General features: G+C 73.5%; 14 protein-coding genes. 3 read left to right on the forward strand and 11 right to left on the reverse strand.

From position 1 onward, the window contains the following. Positions 1–25: 25 nt before the first annotated feature. From D2L64_RS25385 to D2L64_RS25400, 4 genes are all read right to left on the reverse strand, one after another. Positions 26–922, reverse strand: a complete 897-nt coding sequence (locus D2L64_RS25385) for a septum formation family protein (protein ID WP_119579721.1) — start codon at positions 920–922, stop codon at positions 26–28. 157 nt (positions 923–1,079) lie between these two features. Further along, the gene (gene panD, locus D2L64_RS25390) at positions 1,080–1,499 is read right to left on the reverse strand and encodes an aspartate 1-decarboxylase (RefSeq protein ID WP_119579722.1); all 420 of its coding nucleotides are present in this window, start codon (positions 1,497–1,499) and stop codon (positions 1,080–1,082) included. Positions 1,500–1,532: 33 nt separating this feature from the next. Next, positions 1,533–2,381 carry a pantoate--beta-alanine ligase gene (gene panC / locus D2L64_RS25395; protein ID WP_119579737.1) on the reverse strand — a complete coding sequence of 283 codons (849 nt, stop codon included), beginning with the start codon at positions 2,379–2,381 and terminating at the stop codon, positions 1,533–1,535. Between the two features lie 26 nt (positions 2,382–2,407). Then, a complete protein-coding gene (locus D2L64_RS25400) occupies positions 2,408–3,364 on the reverse strand; it encodes a Rossmann-like and DUF2520 domain-containing protein (RefSeq protein ID WP_119579723.1) in 957 nt (318 codons plus the stop codon). Positions 3,365–3,503: 139 nt separating this feature from the next. Between D2L64_RS25400 and D2L64_RS25405 the strand changes: the two genes are divergently transcribed. Continuing rightward, a complete protein-coding gene (locus D2L64_RS25405; protein ID WP_199714774.1) occupies positions 3,504–4,733 on the forward strand; it encodes an SAM-dependent methyltransferase in 1,230 nt (409 codons plus the stop codon). A gap of 44 nt (positions 4,734–4,777) precedes the next feature. Beyond that, positions 4,778–5,959 (forward strand): NADH-quinone oxidoreductase subunit D, encoded by a 1,182-nt coding sequence (locus D2L64_RS25410; protein WP_199714775.1) that lies wholly within the window; start codon positions 4,778–4,780, stop codon positions 5,957–5,959. Positions 5,960–5,996: 37 nt separating this feature from the next. Here D2L64_RS25410 and D2L64_RS25415 read toward each other — a convergent pair whose 3' ends face one another. The 4 genes from D2L64_RS25415 to D2L64_RS25430 form a co-directional block, all read right to left on the reverse strand. Then, the gene (locus D2L64_RS25415; RefSeq protein WP_119579725.1) at positions 5,997–7,706 is read right to left on the reverse strand and encodes a hypothetical protein; all 1,710 of its coding nucleotides are present in this window, start codon (positions 7,704–7,706) and stop codon (positions 5,997–5,999) included. A 157-nt stretch (positions 7,707–7,863) separates the two neighbouring features. Next, positions 7,864–8,862, reverse strand: coding sequence for a glycine betaine ABC transporter substrate-binding protein (locus D2L64_RS25420; RefSeq protein WP_119579726.1), 999 nt, complete (start codon positions 8,860–8,862; stop codon positions 7,864–7,866). A 260-nt stretch (positions 8,863–9,122) separates the two neighbouring features. Continuing rightward, positions 9,123–9,845, reverse strand: a complete 723-nt coding sequence (locus D2L64_RS25425) for an ABC transporter permease (RefSeq protein WP_119579727.1) — start codon at positions 9,843–9,845, stop codon at positions 9,123–9,125. Positions 9,846–9,879: 34 nt separating this feature from the next. After that, the gene (locus tag D2L64_RS25430; protein ID WP_119579728.1) at positions 9,880–10,566 is read right to left on the reverse strand and encodes an ABC transporter permease; all 687 of its coding nucleotides are present in this window, start codon (positions 10,564–10,566) and stop codon (positions 9,880–9,882) included. A gap of 2 nt (positions 10,567–10,568) precedes the next feature. Here D2L64_RS25430 and D2L64_RS25435 point away from each other — a divergent pair, with 2 nt between their 5' ends. Then, positions 10,569–11,567 (forward strand): ABC transporter ATP-binding protein, encoded by a 999-nt coding sequence (locus tag D2L64_RS25435; protein WP_119579729.1) that lies wholly within the window; start codon positions 10,569–10,571, stop codon positions 11,565–11,567. Between the two features lie 18 nt (positions 11,568–11,585). Here D2L64_RS25435 and D2L64_RS25440 read toward each other — a convergent pair whose 3' ends face one another. The 3 genes from D2L64_RS25440 to D2L64_RS25450 form a co-directional block, all read right to left on the reverse strand. Further along, entirely contained in the window at positions 11,586–12,077 is a 492-nt protein-coding gene (locus tag D2L64_RS25440; RefSeq protein ID WP_119579730.1) for a hypothetical protein, read from the reverse strand. Between the two features lie 112 nt (positions 12,078–12,189). Continuing rightward, positions 12,190–12,495 carry a hypothetical protein gene (locus D2L64_RS25445; protein WP_119579731.1) on the reverse strand — a complete coding sequence of 102 codons (306 nt, stop codon included), beginning with the start codon at positions 12,493–12,495 and terminating at the stop codon, positions 12,190–12,192. Between the two features lie 63 nt (positions 12,496–12,558). After that, complete coding sequence (locus D2L64_RS25450) at positions 12,559–13,776, reverse strand: ABC transporter permease (protein WP_119579732.1); 1,218 nt, start codon at positions 13,774–13,776, stop codon at positions 12,559–12,561. Between the last annotated feature and the right edge of the window lie 142 nt (positions 13,777–13,918).

The raw sequence follows: 13,918 nt of genomic DNA on the forward strand, positions 1-13,918 counted from the left end.
GCCGGGGCGGGACGAGTGGTTCCCGCTACTTCGTCCGGACCGGCAGGCCGGTTGGGCCGACCCCCTTGAGCGACCCGGTCACCTTCCGGTCACCCAACCACAGGTAGCAGCGCACCCCCCGGTCGCCGACCCGCCACCGCCCGGCGCCGGGCGGACGGACCACCACGTCGCTGCGGTACGCCAGGTCGGTGTCGTCGGGCACGCCGGCGTACCGGGCGAGAATGGTACGGCAGCCGGCGTAGAACGGCGCCCAGTCGACGCTGCGCCTCGGGTACGGCCGGTCGGGCGACTGCCACACCCCGGCGAACTCGGCGTCGTGGGGTGTGGCGCAGTCCACCGTCACCAGGTTCTGCACCACCCCACCGCGACCGGTACGGGTCTGCTGGCACCCCAGCCGCAACGGCGACGCCGTGCGCAAGCCGTCGCGCAACGAGCCGGTGCGGGTCACCACCCTGGCCCCCGCCTCGGCGGTGGTGACCTCCATCAGGTCGCAGCGGTACCACCGGGAACCAGCCACCCAGCCCGGGCCGGACGGCACCGCCACCGCCAGCCGGAGCCGGCCGGCCCGCCAGTTGTCGCCGACGTATCCGGTGGCCCGCTGGTCGCAGTCGGCGAACGCGGTACGTAGCTCGGTCGACGCGATCGGCGGGGGCTCGCTGCGACCGGCGGAAAAGGCACCCACGTGTACGGTCTCCACCCGGTGCGGCAGGGTGCAGTCCACCGGCGCGTACGCGGCGACCGGCACCGCGTCGGCGAAGTCGGCCTCGTGGCAGACCCCGGCGGCCGGGGTGAACGGGCCGGGTGGTCCCAGCGCCGCCCAGTCGTCGGTCAAGTCACCGTCGAGACCGTGCGGGGCACCGCAGCCCACCAGCAGCGTTGCCACGGCGAAGGCCGCGATCAGGGTTCTCGTCGCACGCTGCATAACGCCGCCTCCCCCAGCCAGCGGCCGTCCCCCGACGGCGTCATCAGCGTAACCAGAAATGACCTTCCGATGACAGACCGGATTCGCGGCACTTGATGGAGCAGATGTCATCAAGGGGCCCCTTCGCCTCAGGAGGCGTTTGGCAAGGGGCCCTTCCTCACACCGACAGGGGGTTGGGGACGGGGGCGCCCGCAGTGCCGGGGGCGGCGGTCGACGGGTCGGCACCGAGGTCCACGACCCTGTTGTCGGCGTCGACATGCACCACCCGGGGCCGGTACGCGCGGGCCTCGACGTCGTCCATCTGCCCGTACGAGATCAGGATGACCAGGTCGCCCGGCTGGACGAGGCGGGCCGCGGCGCCGTTGATCCCGATCACGCCGCTACCCCGGCGACCGGGGATCACGTACGTCTCGAGGCGGGCACCGTTGGTGATGTCCACGATCGCCACCTGCTCGCCGGGCAGCAGGTCGGCGGCGTCGAGCAGATCCTCGTCGACGGTCACCGAGCCGACGTAGTGCAGGTCGGCCTGGGTCACCGTGGCCCGGTGGATCTTCGACTTGAGCATGGTGCGGTACATCGGGAAGCCTTTCCGCGTACGGGATCTCTTGGGTCAGCCGGCCGGGTCCAGCTGGACCGGTGCGTTGTCGATCAACCGGGTCTCGCCCACCCAGGCGGCGACGAGCAGCCGAGCCGGGCCGCGGACCGGCCCGGGTTCGAGATCCGGATCGGTGAGGACCAGGTAGTCGAGGCGCGCGCCCGAGCCGCCGACGCCGAAGGCGGCCTGGGCGGCCGTCAGCACCGCCGCGGCGTCGTGTCCCTCGCCGGCCGCCGCGACACCGGCAGCCAGCGCCCGCGACAGGCTCAGCGCCACCGCACGCTCGGCGGTCGACAGGTACCGGTTACGGCTGGACAGGGCCAGCCCGTCCCGCTCCCGGACGGTGGGCACCCCGACCACCTCGACCGGCACGTCCAGATCCCGACACATCCGCCGGACCAGGGTCAGCTGCTGGTAGTCCTTCTCGCCGAAGAAGGCGAGGTCCGGCCGGGTGAGCTGGAGCAGCTTCAGCACCACGGTGAGTACGCCGTGGAAGAAGCCCGGCCGGCTCGCCCCCTCCAGATCCTCGCCGAGCGGCCCGGGGTTGACCCGTACCGCCGGTGCGCCGCCCGGATACATGTCCGCCACCGCGGGGGCGAAGACCAGGTCGGCGCCGGCCCGCCGGCACACCTCGAGATCGGTTTCGAGGGTCCGTGGATAGCGGTCGAAGTCCTCGGTCGGCCCGAACTGCAACGGGTTGACGAAGATCGTGACGATCACGTGGTCGGCGCGCTCACGGGCGGCCCGCAGCAGCGTCTCGTGCCCCTCGTGCAGGGCACCCATCGTCATCACCACCGCCACCGTCCCGGGGTAGGCGGACCGGAACCGGGCCAGGTCGGCCCGGGTGTGCACCAGCTCCGTCACGTGCTCCACCTCGTTCGCCGCGGTGTTCACGCCGCCACCCCGGTCTGGTCGTGCGCCAGGACACCGAACAGCGGCTCCGCCTCGGCCGGCCGCAGCCGGCCGGCGGCCACCGCCCGATCGGCGGTACGCCGGGCCAGCGCGAGATAGGGGCCGACCGACTCGGGTGCGGTGGCCGCCAGTCGGGCCAGGTGCCGGGCGACCGTACCGGCGTCGCCCCGGACGACCGGGCCGGTCAGTGCGTCGTCGCCGAGCCGCAGGGCGTTCTCCAGCGCGGCCCTCAGCAGCGGTGCGAGCACCTTTTCCGGCTGGCCCACACCGGCGTCCCGCAGCCGGTCGGCCGCCTCGTTGACCAGCGTCACCAGGTGGTTGGCGCCGTGCGCCAACGCCGCGTGGTAGAGCGGCCGGTCGGTCTCCGCGATCCACTCCGGTACCCCGCCGAGGTCCGTCACCAGCCGGGCGGCCAGCGGACGCAGCTCGGCCGGCGCGGTCACCCCGTACGAGATGCCGGCCAGTCGGCCGAGGTCGTCGGGCGTACCGGCGAAGGTCATCGCCGGGTGTACCGCCAACGGGCGGGCGCCGGCCGCGACGGCCGGGGCCAGCACCGACAGGCCGTGCGCTCCGGAGGTGTGGGCCACCACCTGGCCCGGGCGCAGCGCACCGTCGGCGGCCAGGCCGGCGACCACCCCGGCGAGCGCGTCGTCCGGAACGGCGATCAACAGCAGGTCGGTGGCCGCGCGGGCCACCTCGGCGGCGGGGCGGGGGGCGAGGGTGGGTAGCAGCAGCGCCAGCCGAGCCCGGGAGGCACCGGACCCGCCGGTGCTGGCGACGACACGGTGGCCGGCGGCGGCGAGCGCGGCGCCCAGCGTGGCGCCGACCCGTCCGGCGCCGACGACGCCGACGGTGAGCACGGTGGTGGTGGCCACGGACGGCACGCTGGCGGGCCGCCGACGGGCGGCCGGGTGCGTGCGCAACGATGCGCTCATGTCACGATCCAGTCCTCGAGATGGGTACCGGTCGAGGCCAAGTATGCGTCGCTGACACGGATCCGAAACAAGGATGTGTGAAATCGTTCACCGCGTCCGGGGCGGCGCGGACAACCCGTCGGAAACGAGGACCGAGCTGATGGATCTGCCCTGGCGGGAGGCGATGGCCCAGGCGCTCTACGGTGCCGAGGGGTTCTTCGTCTCCGGCGCCGGACCGGCGGCGCACTTCCGCACCAGCGTGCACGCCTCCCCGGTCTTCGCCGATGCCCTGCTCCGGTTGATCCACCACCTCGACGGTGTCCTCGACTTTCCCGATCACTTCGACGTGGTGGACGTCGGCGCGGGCCGGGGTGAGCTGCTCCACGCGCTGTCCGCCCGGGTCGAGGTGGAGGTTTCCACCGCCGGGGCCGCGCCGGTTCCGCTTGCCGAACGGGTACGGTTCACCGCCGTCGAACTGGCTCCACGACCGGCCGGCCCGCCGGAGCGGATCAGCTGGACGAGCGAGATCCCGGCTGGCATCACCGGCCTGCTGCTGGCCACCGAGTGGCTCGACAACGTCCCCCTCGACCTCGCCGCCCACACCGGAACCGGCTGGCACTACCTGCTCGTGGACCCCAGCACCGGCGCGGAGACGACAGGTGCCCCGGTCAGCCGGGCAGACGCCGAGTGGCTCTCCACCTGGTGGCCCACTCCGATCCCGACCGACGGTCCGACGAACCCGCCGGGCGGCGACCGCACGGAAGCCGCACCAGATACCCAGACCCCGACCGGGTCGGGTTTCCGGGCAGCCCGACCGGCGCAGGGATCAAGCCTGACCGCCCGGAGCCGGTCGGGCTGCCCGGAAACCCCCACGGACCCCACGGACCCCACGGACCGCACCCCCACGGGCCAGTTTCCGCTGGCCCGCGCGGAGATCGGGCGAACCCGGGACGAGGCGTGGGCGGAGGCGGTGGGCCACGTCGACCGGGGACTGGCGTTGGCCGTGGACTACGGGCACCTGCGCGCGGACCGGCCGGTCGACGGGACGCTGACCGGGTACCGGGGTGGGCGGCAGGTGCCACCGGTGCCGGACGGGTCGTGCGACGTCACCGCGCACGTGGCGATGGACTCGGTCGCCTCCGCCGGTGAGCGGGTCGCCCGGTGCGCGTACCTCCTGGGGTCTCAGCGGGCCGGGTTGCGGGCGCTCGGGGCCGAGGGTGGGCGACCACCGCTGAGCCGGGCCGCCAGCGACCCGGCCGGATACCTGCGGGCGCTGGCCGCGGCGTCGGCGTCGGCGGAGCTGACCGACCCGGCCGGACTCGGCGGCCACTGGTGGCTGTGGCAGCCGGTCGGCGTGGCACTGGACCGGCTACCGCCGGGCGGATCGTGACCGGTCGACGGGCTGCCCCGTCGCCGCCGTACGACCATGGCACGATGACGGGCATGACCACGGGCGACCTGCGCGAGCTGACCGTCGGCACCGGCGCCGGGCTGGTGGCGGGCACCGGCGGGGAGCAGCTCGGCACCGACATGGTGCTCAACATCGGGCCGCAGCACCCGTCCACCCACGGTGTGCTGCGACTCAAGCTCGTCCTCGACGGCGAGCGGGTGATCGCCGCCGAGCCGATCGTGGGCTACATGCACCGGGGCGCGGAGAAGCTGTTCGAGGTACGCGACTACCGGCAGATCATCGTGCTGGCCAACCGGCACGACTGGCTCTCCGCCTTCGCCAACGAGCTGGGTGTGGTGCTCGCGGTGGAACGGCTGATGGGCATGGAGGTGCCGGAGCGGGCCACCTGGCTGCGGATGGCCCTGGCCGAGCTGAACCGGGTGCTCAACCACCTGATGTTCCTCGGCTCGTACCCGCTGGAGATCGGCGCGATCACGCCGATGTTCTACGCCTTCCGGGAACGGGAGACGCTCCAGGCGGTGCTGGAGGAGGTCTCCGGCGGGCGGATCCACTACATGTTCAACCGGGTCGGCGGGCTGAAGGAGGAGGTGCCGTCCGGCTGGACCGGCCGGGCCCGCGCCGCCATCGGCGAGGTCCGCCGCCGGATGCCCGACCTGGACAACCTGATCCGACGCAACGACATCTTCCTGGCCCGTACCGTCGGGGTGGGGGTGCTCTCCGCCGCCGACGCCGCCGCCTTCGGCGCCTCCGGCCCGGTCGCCCGGGCCTCCGGGCTGGACCTGGACCTGCGCCGCGACGAGCCGTACCTCGCCTACGACCAGCTCGACGTGCCGGTGGTCACCCGCACCACCGGCGACTGCCACGCCCGGTTCGAGGTCCTGCTCGACCAGGTGTACGCCTCACTCGACCTGGCCGAGCAGTGCCTGGACCGGGTCGACCGGCTCACCGGTCCGATCAACACCCGGTTGCCGAAGGTGCTGAAGGCGCCCGAGGGGCACACCTACGCCTGGACCGAGAACCCGCTCGGCATCAACGGCTACTACCTGGTGTCCCGGGGCGAGAAGACGCCCTGGCGGCTCAAGCTGCGCACCGCGTCGTACGCGAACGTGCAGGCGCTGGCCACCCTGCTGCCCGGCTGCCTGGTACCGGACCTGATCGCGATCCTGGGTTCGATGTTCTTCGTGGTCGGCGACATCGACAAGTGACCGGCGCGACCGGGATCGGCCGGCCGGTCCGGCGGGTTCAACGCCAGTGTTCGTTGCCGTCGCCCTGGGCCGGACGGCCGTAGTCGGTGTCCTCGGCCCGATGCCGCCGGCCGTACTGTTCCGGCTCGGGGCGCGGCCCGCGCGGCGGTTGGTAGCCACGGGGCGGCTCAGGCTGGTGAGCACGGCCTGGTTCCGCCTGGTAGCCACGGGGCGGCTCGGGTTGGTAGCCCCGCGCCGGATCCGGCTGATACCCATGCGCCGGTTCCGGCTGGTAGCCACGGGCCGGCTGGGGCTGGTACTCGCGGGCCGGCTCGGGTTGGTACTCGCGCTGCCGGGGCGGCCGCCACTCCGCCGGCACCGCAACTCCACCGGCGGGCAATGCCGGACGGTCGTCCGGCCCAGCCCAACCCTCGTCGCCGTCGGCACCGCGGCGCGGCTCGCCCCGACGTACGCTCGCCCAGCGGTCCTCCATCCGGTACTCGGTGCCGGCCTGGTCGGCGTGCACCTCGGCGCGGCGTTCCCCGACCCGGACCTCGCGTCCCCGGTCGTCGTCGCGCACGGCGGCCCAGCGGTCCCCGGCACGTAGCTGCGCCCAGTACTCCCCGGTGTCGTCCGCCCGCTGCGGCCGGCCGGCCGGCGCCGACTCGACGGGTTCCTCCCACTGCCCGGCGCCGTCGTCCCGGCTCCGCTCGTCGTGCGGCGCTGCCCAGTTCTGGTCGTCCCGCTGGGCGAAGCGGTCGTCGCGGTACGCGGGCCGGTCCGGGCGTGGCGGCGACCACTCCTCGCGCTGACCGGACCACGGACGCTCGTCCCTACTCTCCGACCAGGAACGATCTTCCTCGCGGGCCGGCCCGGACCAGGCACGGTTGTCGTCGCGGCGGGCCCGGTCGTCCGCCTCTGACCACGACCGGTCGTCGCGCTCCGCGCCGCCCCGCTGTCGCTCGTCCTGCGCTGCCGACCACGGCGCGGCGTAGCCGCCGTACCGGTTGCCCGACTCGCCCACGCCGCCGTCCACGATGGTGTGCCGGGTGGTCACGTGCACGGTCTCGGTGTGTCGGACCACACCGAGCGGACGGGAGTTCTCGTGCTCGGGTCGGGCCGTCGCGCCGTAGACCCCGGCGGAGCCCGCCGCCGGGCGGTCACCGGGCGATCCGCCGGCCGGTCGTTCACCGGGCGGGCGCTCGGCGCCGTACCCGTTGCCCGGCTGGTCGTCGTCGTATCCAGCGGCCGGACCGGCGCCGGTGCCCGCCGCCGGGGCCGCGCCGTAGACCGCGGGCTGCGGCGCAGGTCGCGGTTCCGCGAAGCGGGCCGGTGCCTCCGGTTCCGCTGCCATCCGGGCCCGCCCGGCGCCGCCGGGCGGTTCGCCACCGGCGGCCGGGGTGGCAGCGGCGTCGACCCGACGACGCAGCCCGGTCAGCGCCTGCTGGGCCCGTTGCGCCTCGTCGAGGGCCTGGTTGCCCCGCTGGGCGGCGGCCACGATCTCACCGCGCAGTTCCCGCCGCAGCTCCTCCAGTTCCTCGCGCAGTTCCTCGGCCTGCTGCTGACCGCCATCGTCGCTGCGCAGCGTGATGGAGAGACCGATCAGCACCACGGCCAGGATGGCCAGCACCGCGGCGAACCGCAGCGGACCGTTGCCGTCGGCGACCAGCAGAATGAGCGCCGCGACCGGGGCCAGCGCGACCCCGCCCCAGAAGAGGGTGGTGAGTAGCTGCCTGTTGCGTGAGTCCGCGGACACCGGGGCGGGCATGGGTCCGCAGCCTACCGAGAGTTGCGGTGGCTGGGAACGGCTCGGCGTCAGGTGGTGCCGGTGAAAGTTCGACGAACCCCCGCAGCCGGGCCGGTCCGACGTCGCCGAGGCGCCCCCGACCTGCTCGGCCGGGGGCGCCTCGGCGGCGCGACAAAGGTCAGGAGGTGGCGTACGCCGCGTCGGTGGAGAAGACCAGGCCGACGCTGATGGTGCCGTTGCGCAACCCGGTCTTGGTCAGCGGGCCGCCCTGGTCGAGGGAGGAGAACGAACCCACCGAGAGCCCGTAGGTCTGCTCCAGACCGGGCTTGCAGAACGGGCGCTCCTGGCACTCCGGCGGGCCGCCCAGCACGGTGGCGGTACCGGAGCACTTCTCGGCCAGCTCGGAGAGGGTGCGTACGCCGTACTTCGCGGCGAACTGCTCGGTCACCGCGAAGGCGTTCTGGCTCTGCGCCGCCGCCGGAGCACCGAAGCTGATCCCGACCTGCTCGCCGAGCCCACGCAGCGCGGTGACGGTCTGCTGCACGTCCGGCGAGGAGACCGTGTCGGTGCCGCCGGTCTTGCCCTTGAGGAACTCGGCCATGGTCGCGGCGTACTCCGGTACCACCTGGATCTCGCCCTTCTCCAGCGCCGGCTCGTACAGCTCCCGGTTGCCGATCTGCTGGACGGTCGCCTGGTAACCGGCGGCGGACAGTTGGATCTTGTACAGCTCGGCGATGATCTCACTCTCGGTGAAGTTGCCCGCCCCCACCGTGATCTTGCCACCCGGCCCCCGCTCGACGCCGTCGGTGAGCCCGTTGGCCGCGCTGAACTCCTGTGCCGCCGCCTGTGCGCTCTTCCGGTCCACGTCGACCGCCTTGTTCAGCTGCACCAGCTTCGGGGTGTCCAGCACCGCAGAGACCTTGTCCAGCGCCGCGACGAGTTGCGGCGTGGCCACCTGGGCGTTGATCGCCGGGATGATGTTGTCAGCGTTCTGCAGGGCCTTGTCGTCCGCCAGCGCGATCAGTTGCTCACCCGCCACCGGGGCGCAGCCCTCGCCCGAGGCGCCCTGCTGCGGCGCCTCCGTGCCGGACGAGCCCGCATCACCGCAGCCGGCCAGCATGCCGGCCGCGGCGACCGCGCCGACGACCGCGATGGACAGTCTTCTACCCGCGCGCATATGCCCGCCTTCCGTGTCCCGGCGCGACCCCTCCGGGCCGGCCGCGTGTCCGACGGGCGATCCACCGTCCGGCCGCCCGCAAGTCCACCCAACATCGTTCCTCACACCACCGACAACTTCCCGAGGCGTTCGTCACCGGAACGTCACCATCCGTCGGCACCGACCCGTCCGAAGGCCGCCGGGCAACACGGCGGGACGGCGGGACGACAGCGCGGGACGACTCGGTGGGGTGGCGGATGGCCGGTGGAACCCGCTTCGGGTCAGGTGCCGGTCACCGCGTCCGCGGCGCGCCGCGCCGCACCGCGGTGGGCACGGCGCAGCGGACGTGGCGTGACCAGGCGCTCGACGAGCCCGAAGAGCAGTTCCACGCCGACCGCCAGCCCGGCCACCAGCAGGCCACCGGCGAGGATCTGACCGCCGCCGACCGCGATGCTGAGACCGAATCCCAGCCGGATGATCTCACCCAGGCCGCCGCCGTTGACGAAGGTCGCCAGGGCCGCGGTCGCGACCACCTGGACCGCGGCGGTCCGGAAACCGGCGGCCAGGTAGGGCACCGCCAGTGGCAACTCGACCCGGCCCAGCACCTGCGTCCCGGTCATGCCCATGCCCCGAGCCGCCTCCCGGGTCTGCGGGTCGACCTGCCGCACGCCGGTGTACGCATTGGCGAGCAGCGGTGGCACCGCGAACACCGCCAGGGCGACCACCACCGCCGGCCGGCCGAAGCCGAGGAAGGTCAGCGGCAGGATAGTGAGCAGGGCCAACGTGGGCACCGCCAGGGTGAGGTTGGAGACGAGGACCACCAGCCCGCCGCCGCGGCCGGCGTGGCCCAGCCAGAGCCCGAGCGGCCAGGCGACCAGGCAGCCCAGCAGCACCGCCGTGGCCGAGATGCTGACATGCTCGCCGAGCCGGTCGAGGATGCCACCCGGGTTCGTCCAGTTCAGCGGATCGTTGAGCCAGACCACCGCCTGCTGCACGGGATTCATCGGGGCCTCCGGTCGGTCGCGCCGGGCCGGGCACTCATCCGACCCGCCCGCGCAGCCACGGGGTGAGCAGCCGGCCGACGCCGACCAGCACCAGGTCGAGCACCAGCGCCAGCAGTACGCAGAGCAGCGTCCCGGTCATGATCTGGGCCTTGTAGAGGTTGTTGTTGAAGCCGGCGAAGATGATCTGCCCGAGCCCGCCCCGTCCGATCACCACGCCGACGGTGATCAGGGCCACCGTGGAGACCGTGGCCAGCCGCAGGCCGGTGAGGATGCCGGGCAGGGCGAGCGGCAGTTCGACCCGCAGCAACCGGCCCCAACGGCCGTACCCCATGCCCTCCGCCGCCTCCCGCACCTCCGCCGGCACCTGGTCGAGCCCGGCGACGGTGTTACGGACGATCACCAGCAGCGCGTACAGCACCACCACGCTGAGCACCGTCGCGACACCGATGCCCAGGTAGGGCGCGATGAACGCGAACAGGGCCAGGGAGGGGACCGTGTAGAGCACCCCGGTTAGTGCGAGAATCGGCCCGGTCAGCGGCCGGAACCAGTACGCCAGCACGGCCAGCGGTACGGCGATCAGCGTGGCGAGCAACACCGCCCGTAGGGTCAGGGTGGTGTGGTCACGCAGGGCGGTGAGCACCGTGTCAGAGTTGTCCCGCACGTACTGCCAGGAGAACCACGGGTTACCCGGGTCGGCCCGGTAGCTCAGGCGGAAGGACATACGTGGACGGTACCCCGGTCGCCGACGACGGTCAGCGCGCGGCGTCGATCACCCTCGACGGCATCGGCAAACGTTACCCGGACGGCACCGAGGCGGTCCGCGACCTGAGCCTGCACGTCGAGGCGGGCGAACTGGTCGTACTGATCGGCCCGTCGGGCTGTGGCAAGTCGACGGTGCTGCGGATGGTCAACCGGCTGATCGAGCCGACCAGTGGCCGGATCCTGCTCGGCGACTCCGACGTCACCCGGGGCGACCCGGTACGGCTGCGTCGACAGATCGGCTACGTGATCCAGAACGTCGGGCTGTTCCCGCACCAGACGGTCGCCACGAACGTCGCCACGGTGCCCCGGCTGCTCGGCTGGTCGTCCGACCGGACCCGGCGCCGGGTCGGGGAACTCCTCGAACTCGTCGGCCTCGAACCGGCCCAGTTCGGCCGCCGCTACCCGCACGAACTCTCCGGCGGCCAGCGGCAGCGGGTCGGTGTGGCCCGGGCGCTCGCCGCCGATCCGGTGGTGCTGCTGATGGACGAGCCGTTCTCCGCCGTCGACCCGATCGTGCGGACCCGGCTGCAGGAGGAGTTCCTGCGCCTGCAGGCCGAGGTCCGCAAGACCATCGTGCTGGTCACCCACGACCTGGACGAGGCCGTCCGGCTCGGCGACCGGATCGCGGTGCTCTCCGAGGGCGGCCGGCTGGAACAGTACGACCCCCCGGCGGCCCTGCTCGGCGCACCCGCCACCCCGTTCGTCCGGGAGTTCGTCGGGGCCGACCGGGGCATCCGCCGGCTGGTGGTCACCCCGATCACCCGGGAGGTACTCGAACCGCTGCCCGCCACCGGTGTGGCGGAGCTGCCGGCCGTGCCGCTGGGCGGCTCGGCGTACGACGCGCTGGCCGTGCTGCTGACCGCCGCCGGTGGGCACGCGGTGGTCACCGACGACGGTCGACCGGTCGGACTGCTCCGCCGGGAGCGGATCCTGGCCCTGGCGGAGCAGCAGCCGACCTGACCACGCGGTGCGCCGGGGTCAGCGGCGACCCCGGTAGCCACCGAGGGTGGCGATGCCGATGATCCAGCCGGTGAAGAGGCCGTACTCGGCGCCGTCTCCGGCGGCCTGGAGGGCACCGAGCAGCGACGGGTTGGTCCGGATCAGCGCGGTGAGCAACGCCGCCAGGGCGGCCGCGAAGACGTACGCCGCCCAGCCGGCGAAGAACTGGCTGAGCGTGCCCCGGGCGCGGGCCAGCTGCGAACCGGGGAGGAGATAGAGGAAGACGAACGTCAGGACGACCACCAGGATCGCCTTCAGGTCGTCCGCAAAGATCTCCTGGATCGAGTCGGAGGAGTCGAACCGCCAGGCCGGCCAGGCGAGCAGTCGGAGGAACCACCCGCCGGCGCTGTCGGGGTCGGTGTTGTTCCGGGCCCAGTCGACGTACCAGGGGCTACCGAAGACCAGGACGAGGAGGAGCGCGGCGAGCGTGCCGGCGCCCGGTGCGGACTTGTATCGATTGGTGAGAGCCATGGCCCGCTAGTTCCCAGCGGATCGACACAGGCAAACGCGAGACGCGTTTTATGGTGATACGCCCGGCAGCCGTCCACGCTCGCCGGGCCGCCAGCGCAGCGGATCGGCGCGGTCAGTGCTTCATCAGGTAGTCGATGAACGCGGCGCGCAGCAGCGGCGCGGACTCCTCGTAGCCGTGACCGGTCATCTCCCGCCACAGGGCGACCGCCTCGTCCACCGTCGGCCCCACCGAGTTCGGCGCGCCGTCCAGCGCGGCCGCCTCGTCGGCGTTCGGCAGGTGCCGCAGCACCGACCAGAAGAACCTGACGTCGCGCCGCTCCCGGGCCAACGCGAACGCCTGTTCGCGCAGTTCCTCGGTGGAGAGGATGTCCAACTCCTCGAACGACCGGCCGCCGGAGATCGATGATGTGTCGGTCATGAGCTGAGCCTAACCGCCGAGATCACATCCGGCTCGGCGACGACGCGCGGACACCGGGTCCGGTCACCGGCCTTCGGCCTCCCAGGCCGGCGAGTTGCTCTCCCAACGACGGGTGCCCCACGGGTCGGCGGGATTCCCGGGCGCCTGGGTCGGCAGCACGGGTGGCCAGTCGGCGGCCGGCTCCGGCCGGGGCGTGACCCAGCCACCGCCGCTCCCCGCGTCCGGGGCCGGTGGCGGTGACACCGGCACCACCGGTCCGGGCGCCGGTCGGCCGTACCGCTCGACCAGCCGGGTCACCACCAGGCCCCCGGCCAGTGCCACCCCGCCGACCGTCCACCGGCTGACCGTCCAGCCACGGCCCTCGGCGTACGCGAGGAACAGCCCGACCGCGCCCACGGTCAGCAGCGTGCCGAAGACGCCGCCGCGCAGCCCGAAGGCGCTGGTGCCGGCGAGCAGCGCCGCGCCCACCGCCAACACCGTCCAGTCCAGCCCGGCGGCCGGCGTCACCGCGCCGTCGGCCGAGGCGACGAGGGCACCGCCGAGCATCGCCAGCACGGTGGAGCCGACGTACCCGGCGGTGACGACGACCCCGGCCGCCACCCCGCGCCGCTGGGCCGGGTCGGCGACCGGACGGAACCGGCCGACCAGCCGGCGTACCGGACCGGTGGCGCCGATCAGTCCACCGACCACCGTGATCGCGGCGAAACCGACGAAGAGTTGTCCGGCCGTGCCCCGCGGGTCGAAGTCTCCCTGGACCAGCACCGGCGCGGAGCGCAGCTCGATGTAGCCGATGACGGCGGCGGCGCCCGCCAGACCGGCCGCCCAGCCGGGCACGTGCAGTACCGCGACGACCAGCCCCAGCAGCAGTCCCCCGACCGCGGCGACCCCGGCGGCCGTACCCACGGCGACGAGCAGACCCCGGTCGCTCTGCTCGGCGAAGTGCAGCCCGGCCGCGACCGCCACCGGTCCGATGGCGAGGTTCACCCCGGCGGTACGCAGACTCAGCCCGGCGGCCAACGCCAGCAGGCCGAGGGCGACCACGTCGACGATGAGGGCACGCAGCCCGCTGCCCCGCAACACCGCCGGATCCTGCTGCCACACCAGGTAGACCAGCGCGCCGAAGCCGAACAGCAGCAGCGTCTCCCAGAGCACGTAGACGCCGAACCGGTCCCGACCCGGCGCGCCGAAGGCAGGGTCGTCGACGACGGCTTCGGTGCCACCGGCGGGAGCGGGCGAGGTCGGCTCCGACTGTCCGCCCCGGCCCGGTTCGTCGTAGGCCATGATTCCTGCCCTCCAGCGGCCGTCCGGACCGCACCGACGAGCGGGCGTACCGGCGGCGGCCGCAGCTACGGTCGCAGGCACCGTACCCGCGCTCGGAGCCGGGCGTAACCCCCGGCCCGGCGGCGGGCGGCCGGGCCCTAAG

The sequence above is a fragment of the Micromonospora radicis genome, assembly GCF_003583405.1.
Lineage (GTDB): Bacteria > Actinomycetota > Actinomycetes > Mycobacteriales > Micromonosporaceae > Micromonospora > Micromonospora radicis.

Excerpts from the sequence above, each read along its gene's own strand:
- D2L64_RS25450 (WP_119579732.1), bottom strand. The coding sequence starts at position 13,776 with ATGGCCTACGACGAACCGGGCCGGGGCGGACAGTCGGAGCCGACCTCG.
- panD (WP_119579722.1), bottom strand. The coding sequence starts at position 1,499 with ATGTACCGCACCATGCTCAAGTCGAAGATCCACCGGGCCACGGTGACC.
- D2L64_RS25440 (WP_119579730.1), bottom strand. The coding sequence starts at position 12,077 with ATGGCTCTCACCAATCGATACAAGTCCGCACCGGGCGCCGGCACGCTC.
- D2L64_RS25385 (WP_119579721.1), bottom strand. The coding sequence starts at position 922 with ATGCAGCGTGCGACGAGAACCCTGATCGCGGCCTTCGCCGTGGCAACG.
- D2L64_RS25410 (WP_199714775.1), top strand. The coding sequence starts at position 4,778 with ATGACGGGCATGACCACGGGCGACCTGCGCGAGCTGACCGTCGGCACC.
- D2L64_RS25405 (WP_199714774.1), top strand. The coding sequence starts at position 3,504 with ATGGATCTGCCCTGGCGGGAGGCGATGGCCCAGGCGCTCTACGGTGCC.
- D2L64_RS25425 (WP_119579727.1), bottom strand. The coding sequence starts at position 9,845 with ATGAATCCCGTGCAGCAGGCGGTGGTCTGGCTCAACGATCCGCTGAAC.
- D2L64_RS25420 (WP_119579726.1), bottom strand. The coding sequence starts at position 8,862 with ATGCGCGCGGGTAGAAGACTGTCCATCGCGGTCGTCGGCGCGGTCGCC.
- D2L64_RS25445 (WP_119579731.1), bottom strand. The coding sequence starts at position 12,495 with ATGACCGACACATCATCGATCTCCGGCGGCCGGTCGTTCGAGGAGTTG.
- D2L64_RS25430 (WP_119579728.1), bottom strand. The coding sequence starts at position 10,566 with ATGTCCTTCCGCCTGAGCTACCGGGCCGACCCGGGTAACCCGTGGTTC.
- D2L64_RS25400 (WP_119579723.1), bottom strand. The coding sequence starts at position 3,364 with ATGAGCGCATCGTTGCGCACGCACCCGGCCGCCCGTCGGCGGCCCGCC.
- D2L64_RS25415 (WP_119579725.1), bottom strand. The coding sequence starts at position 7,706 with ATGCCCGCCCCGGTGTCCGCGGACTCACGCAACAGGCAGCTACTCACC.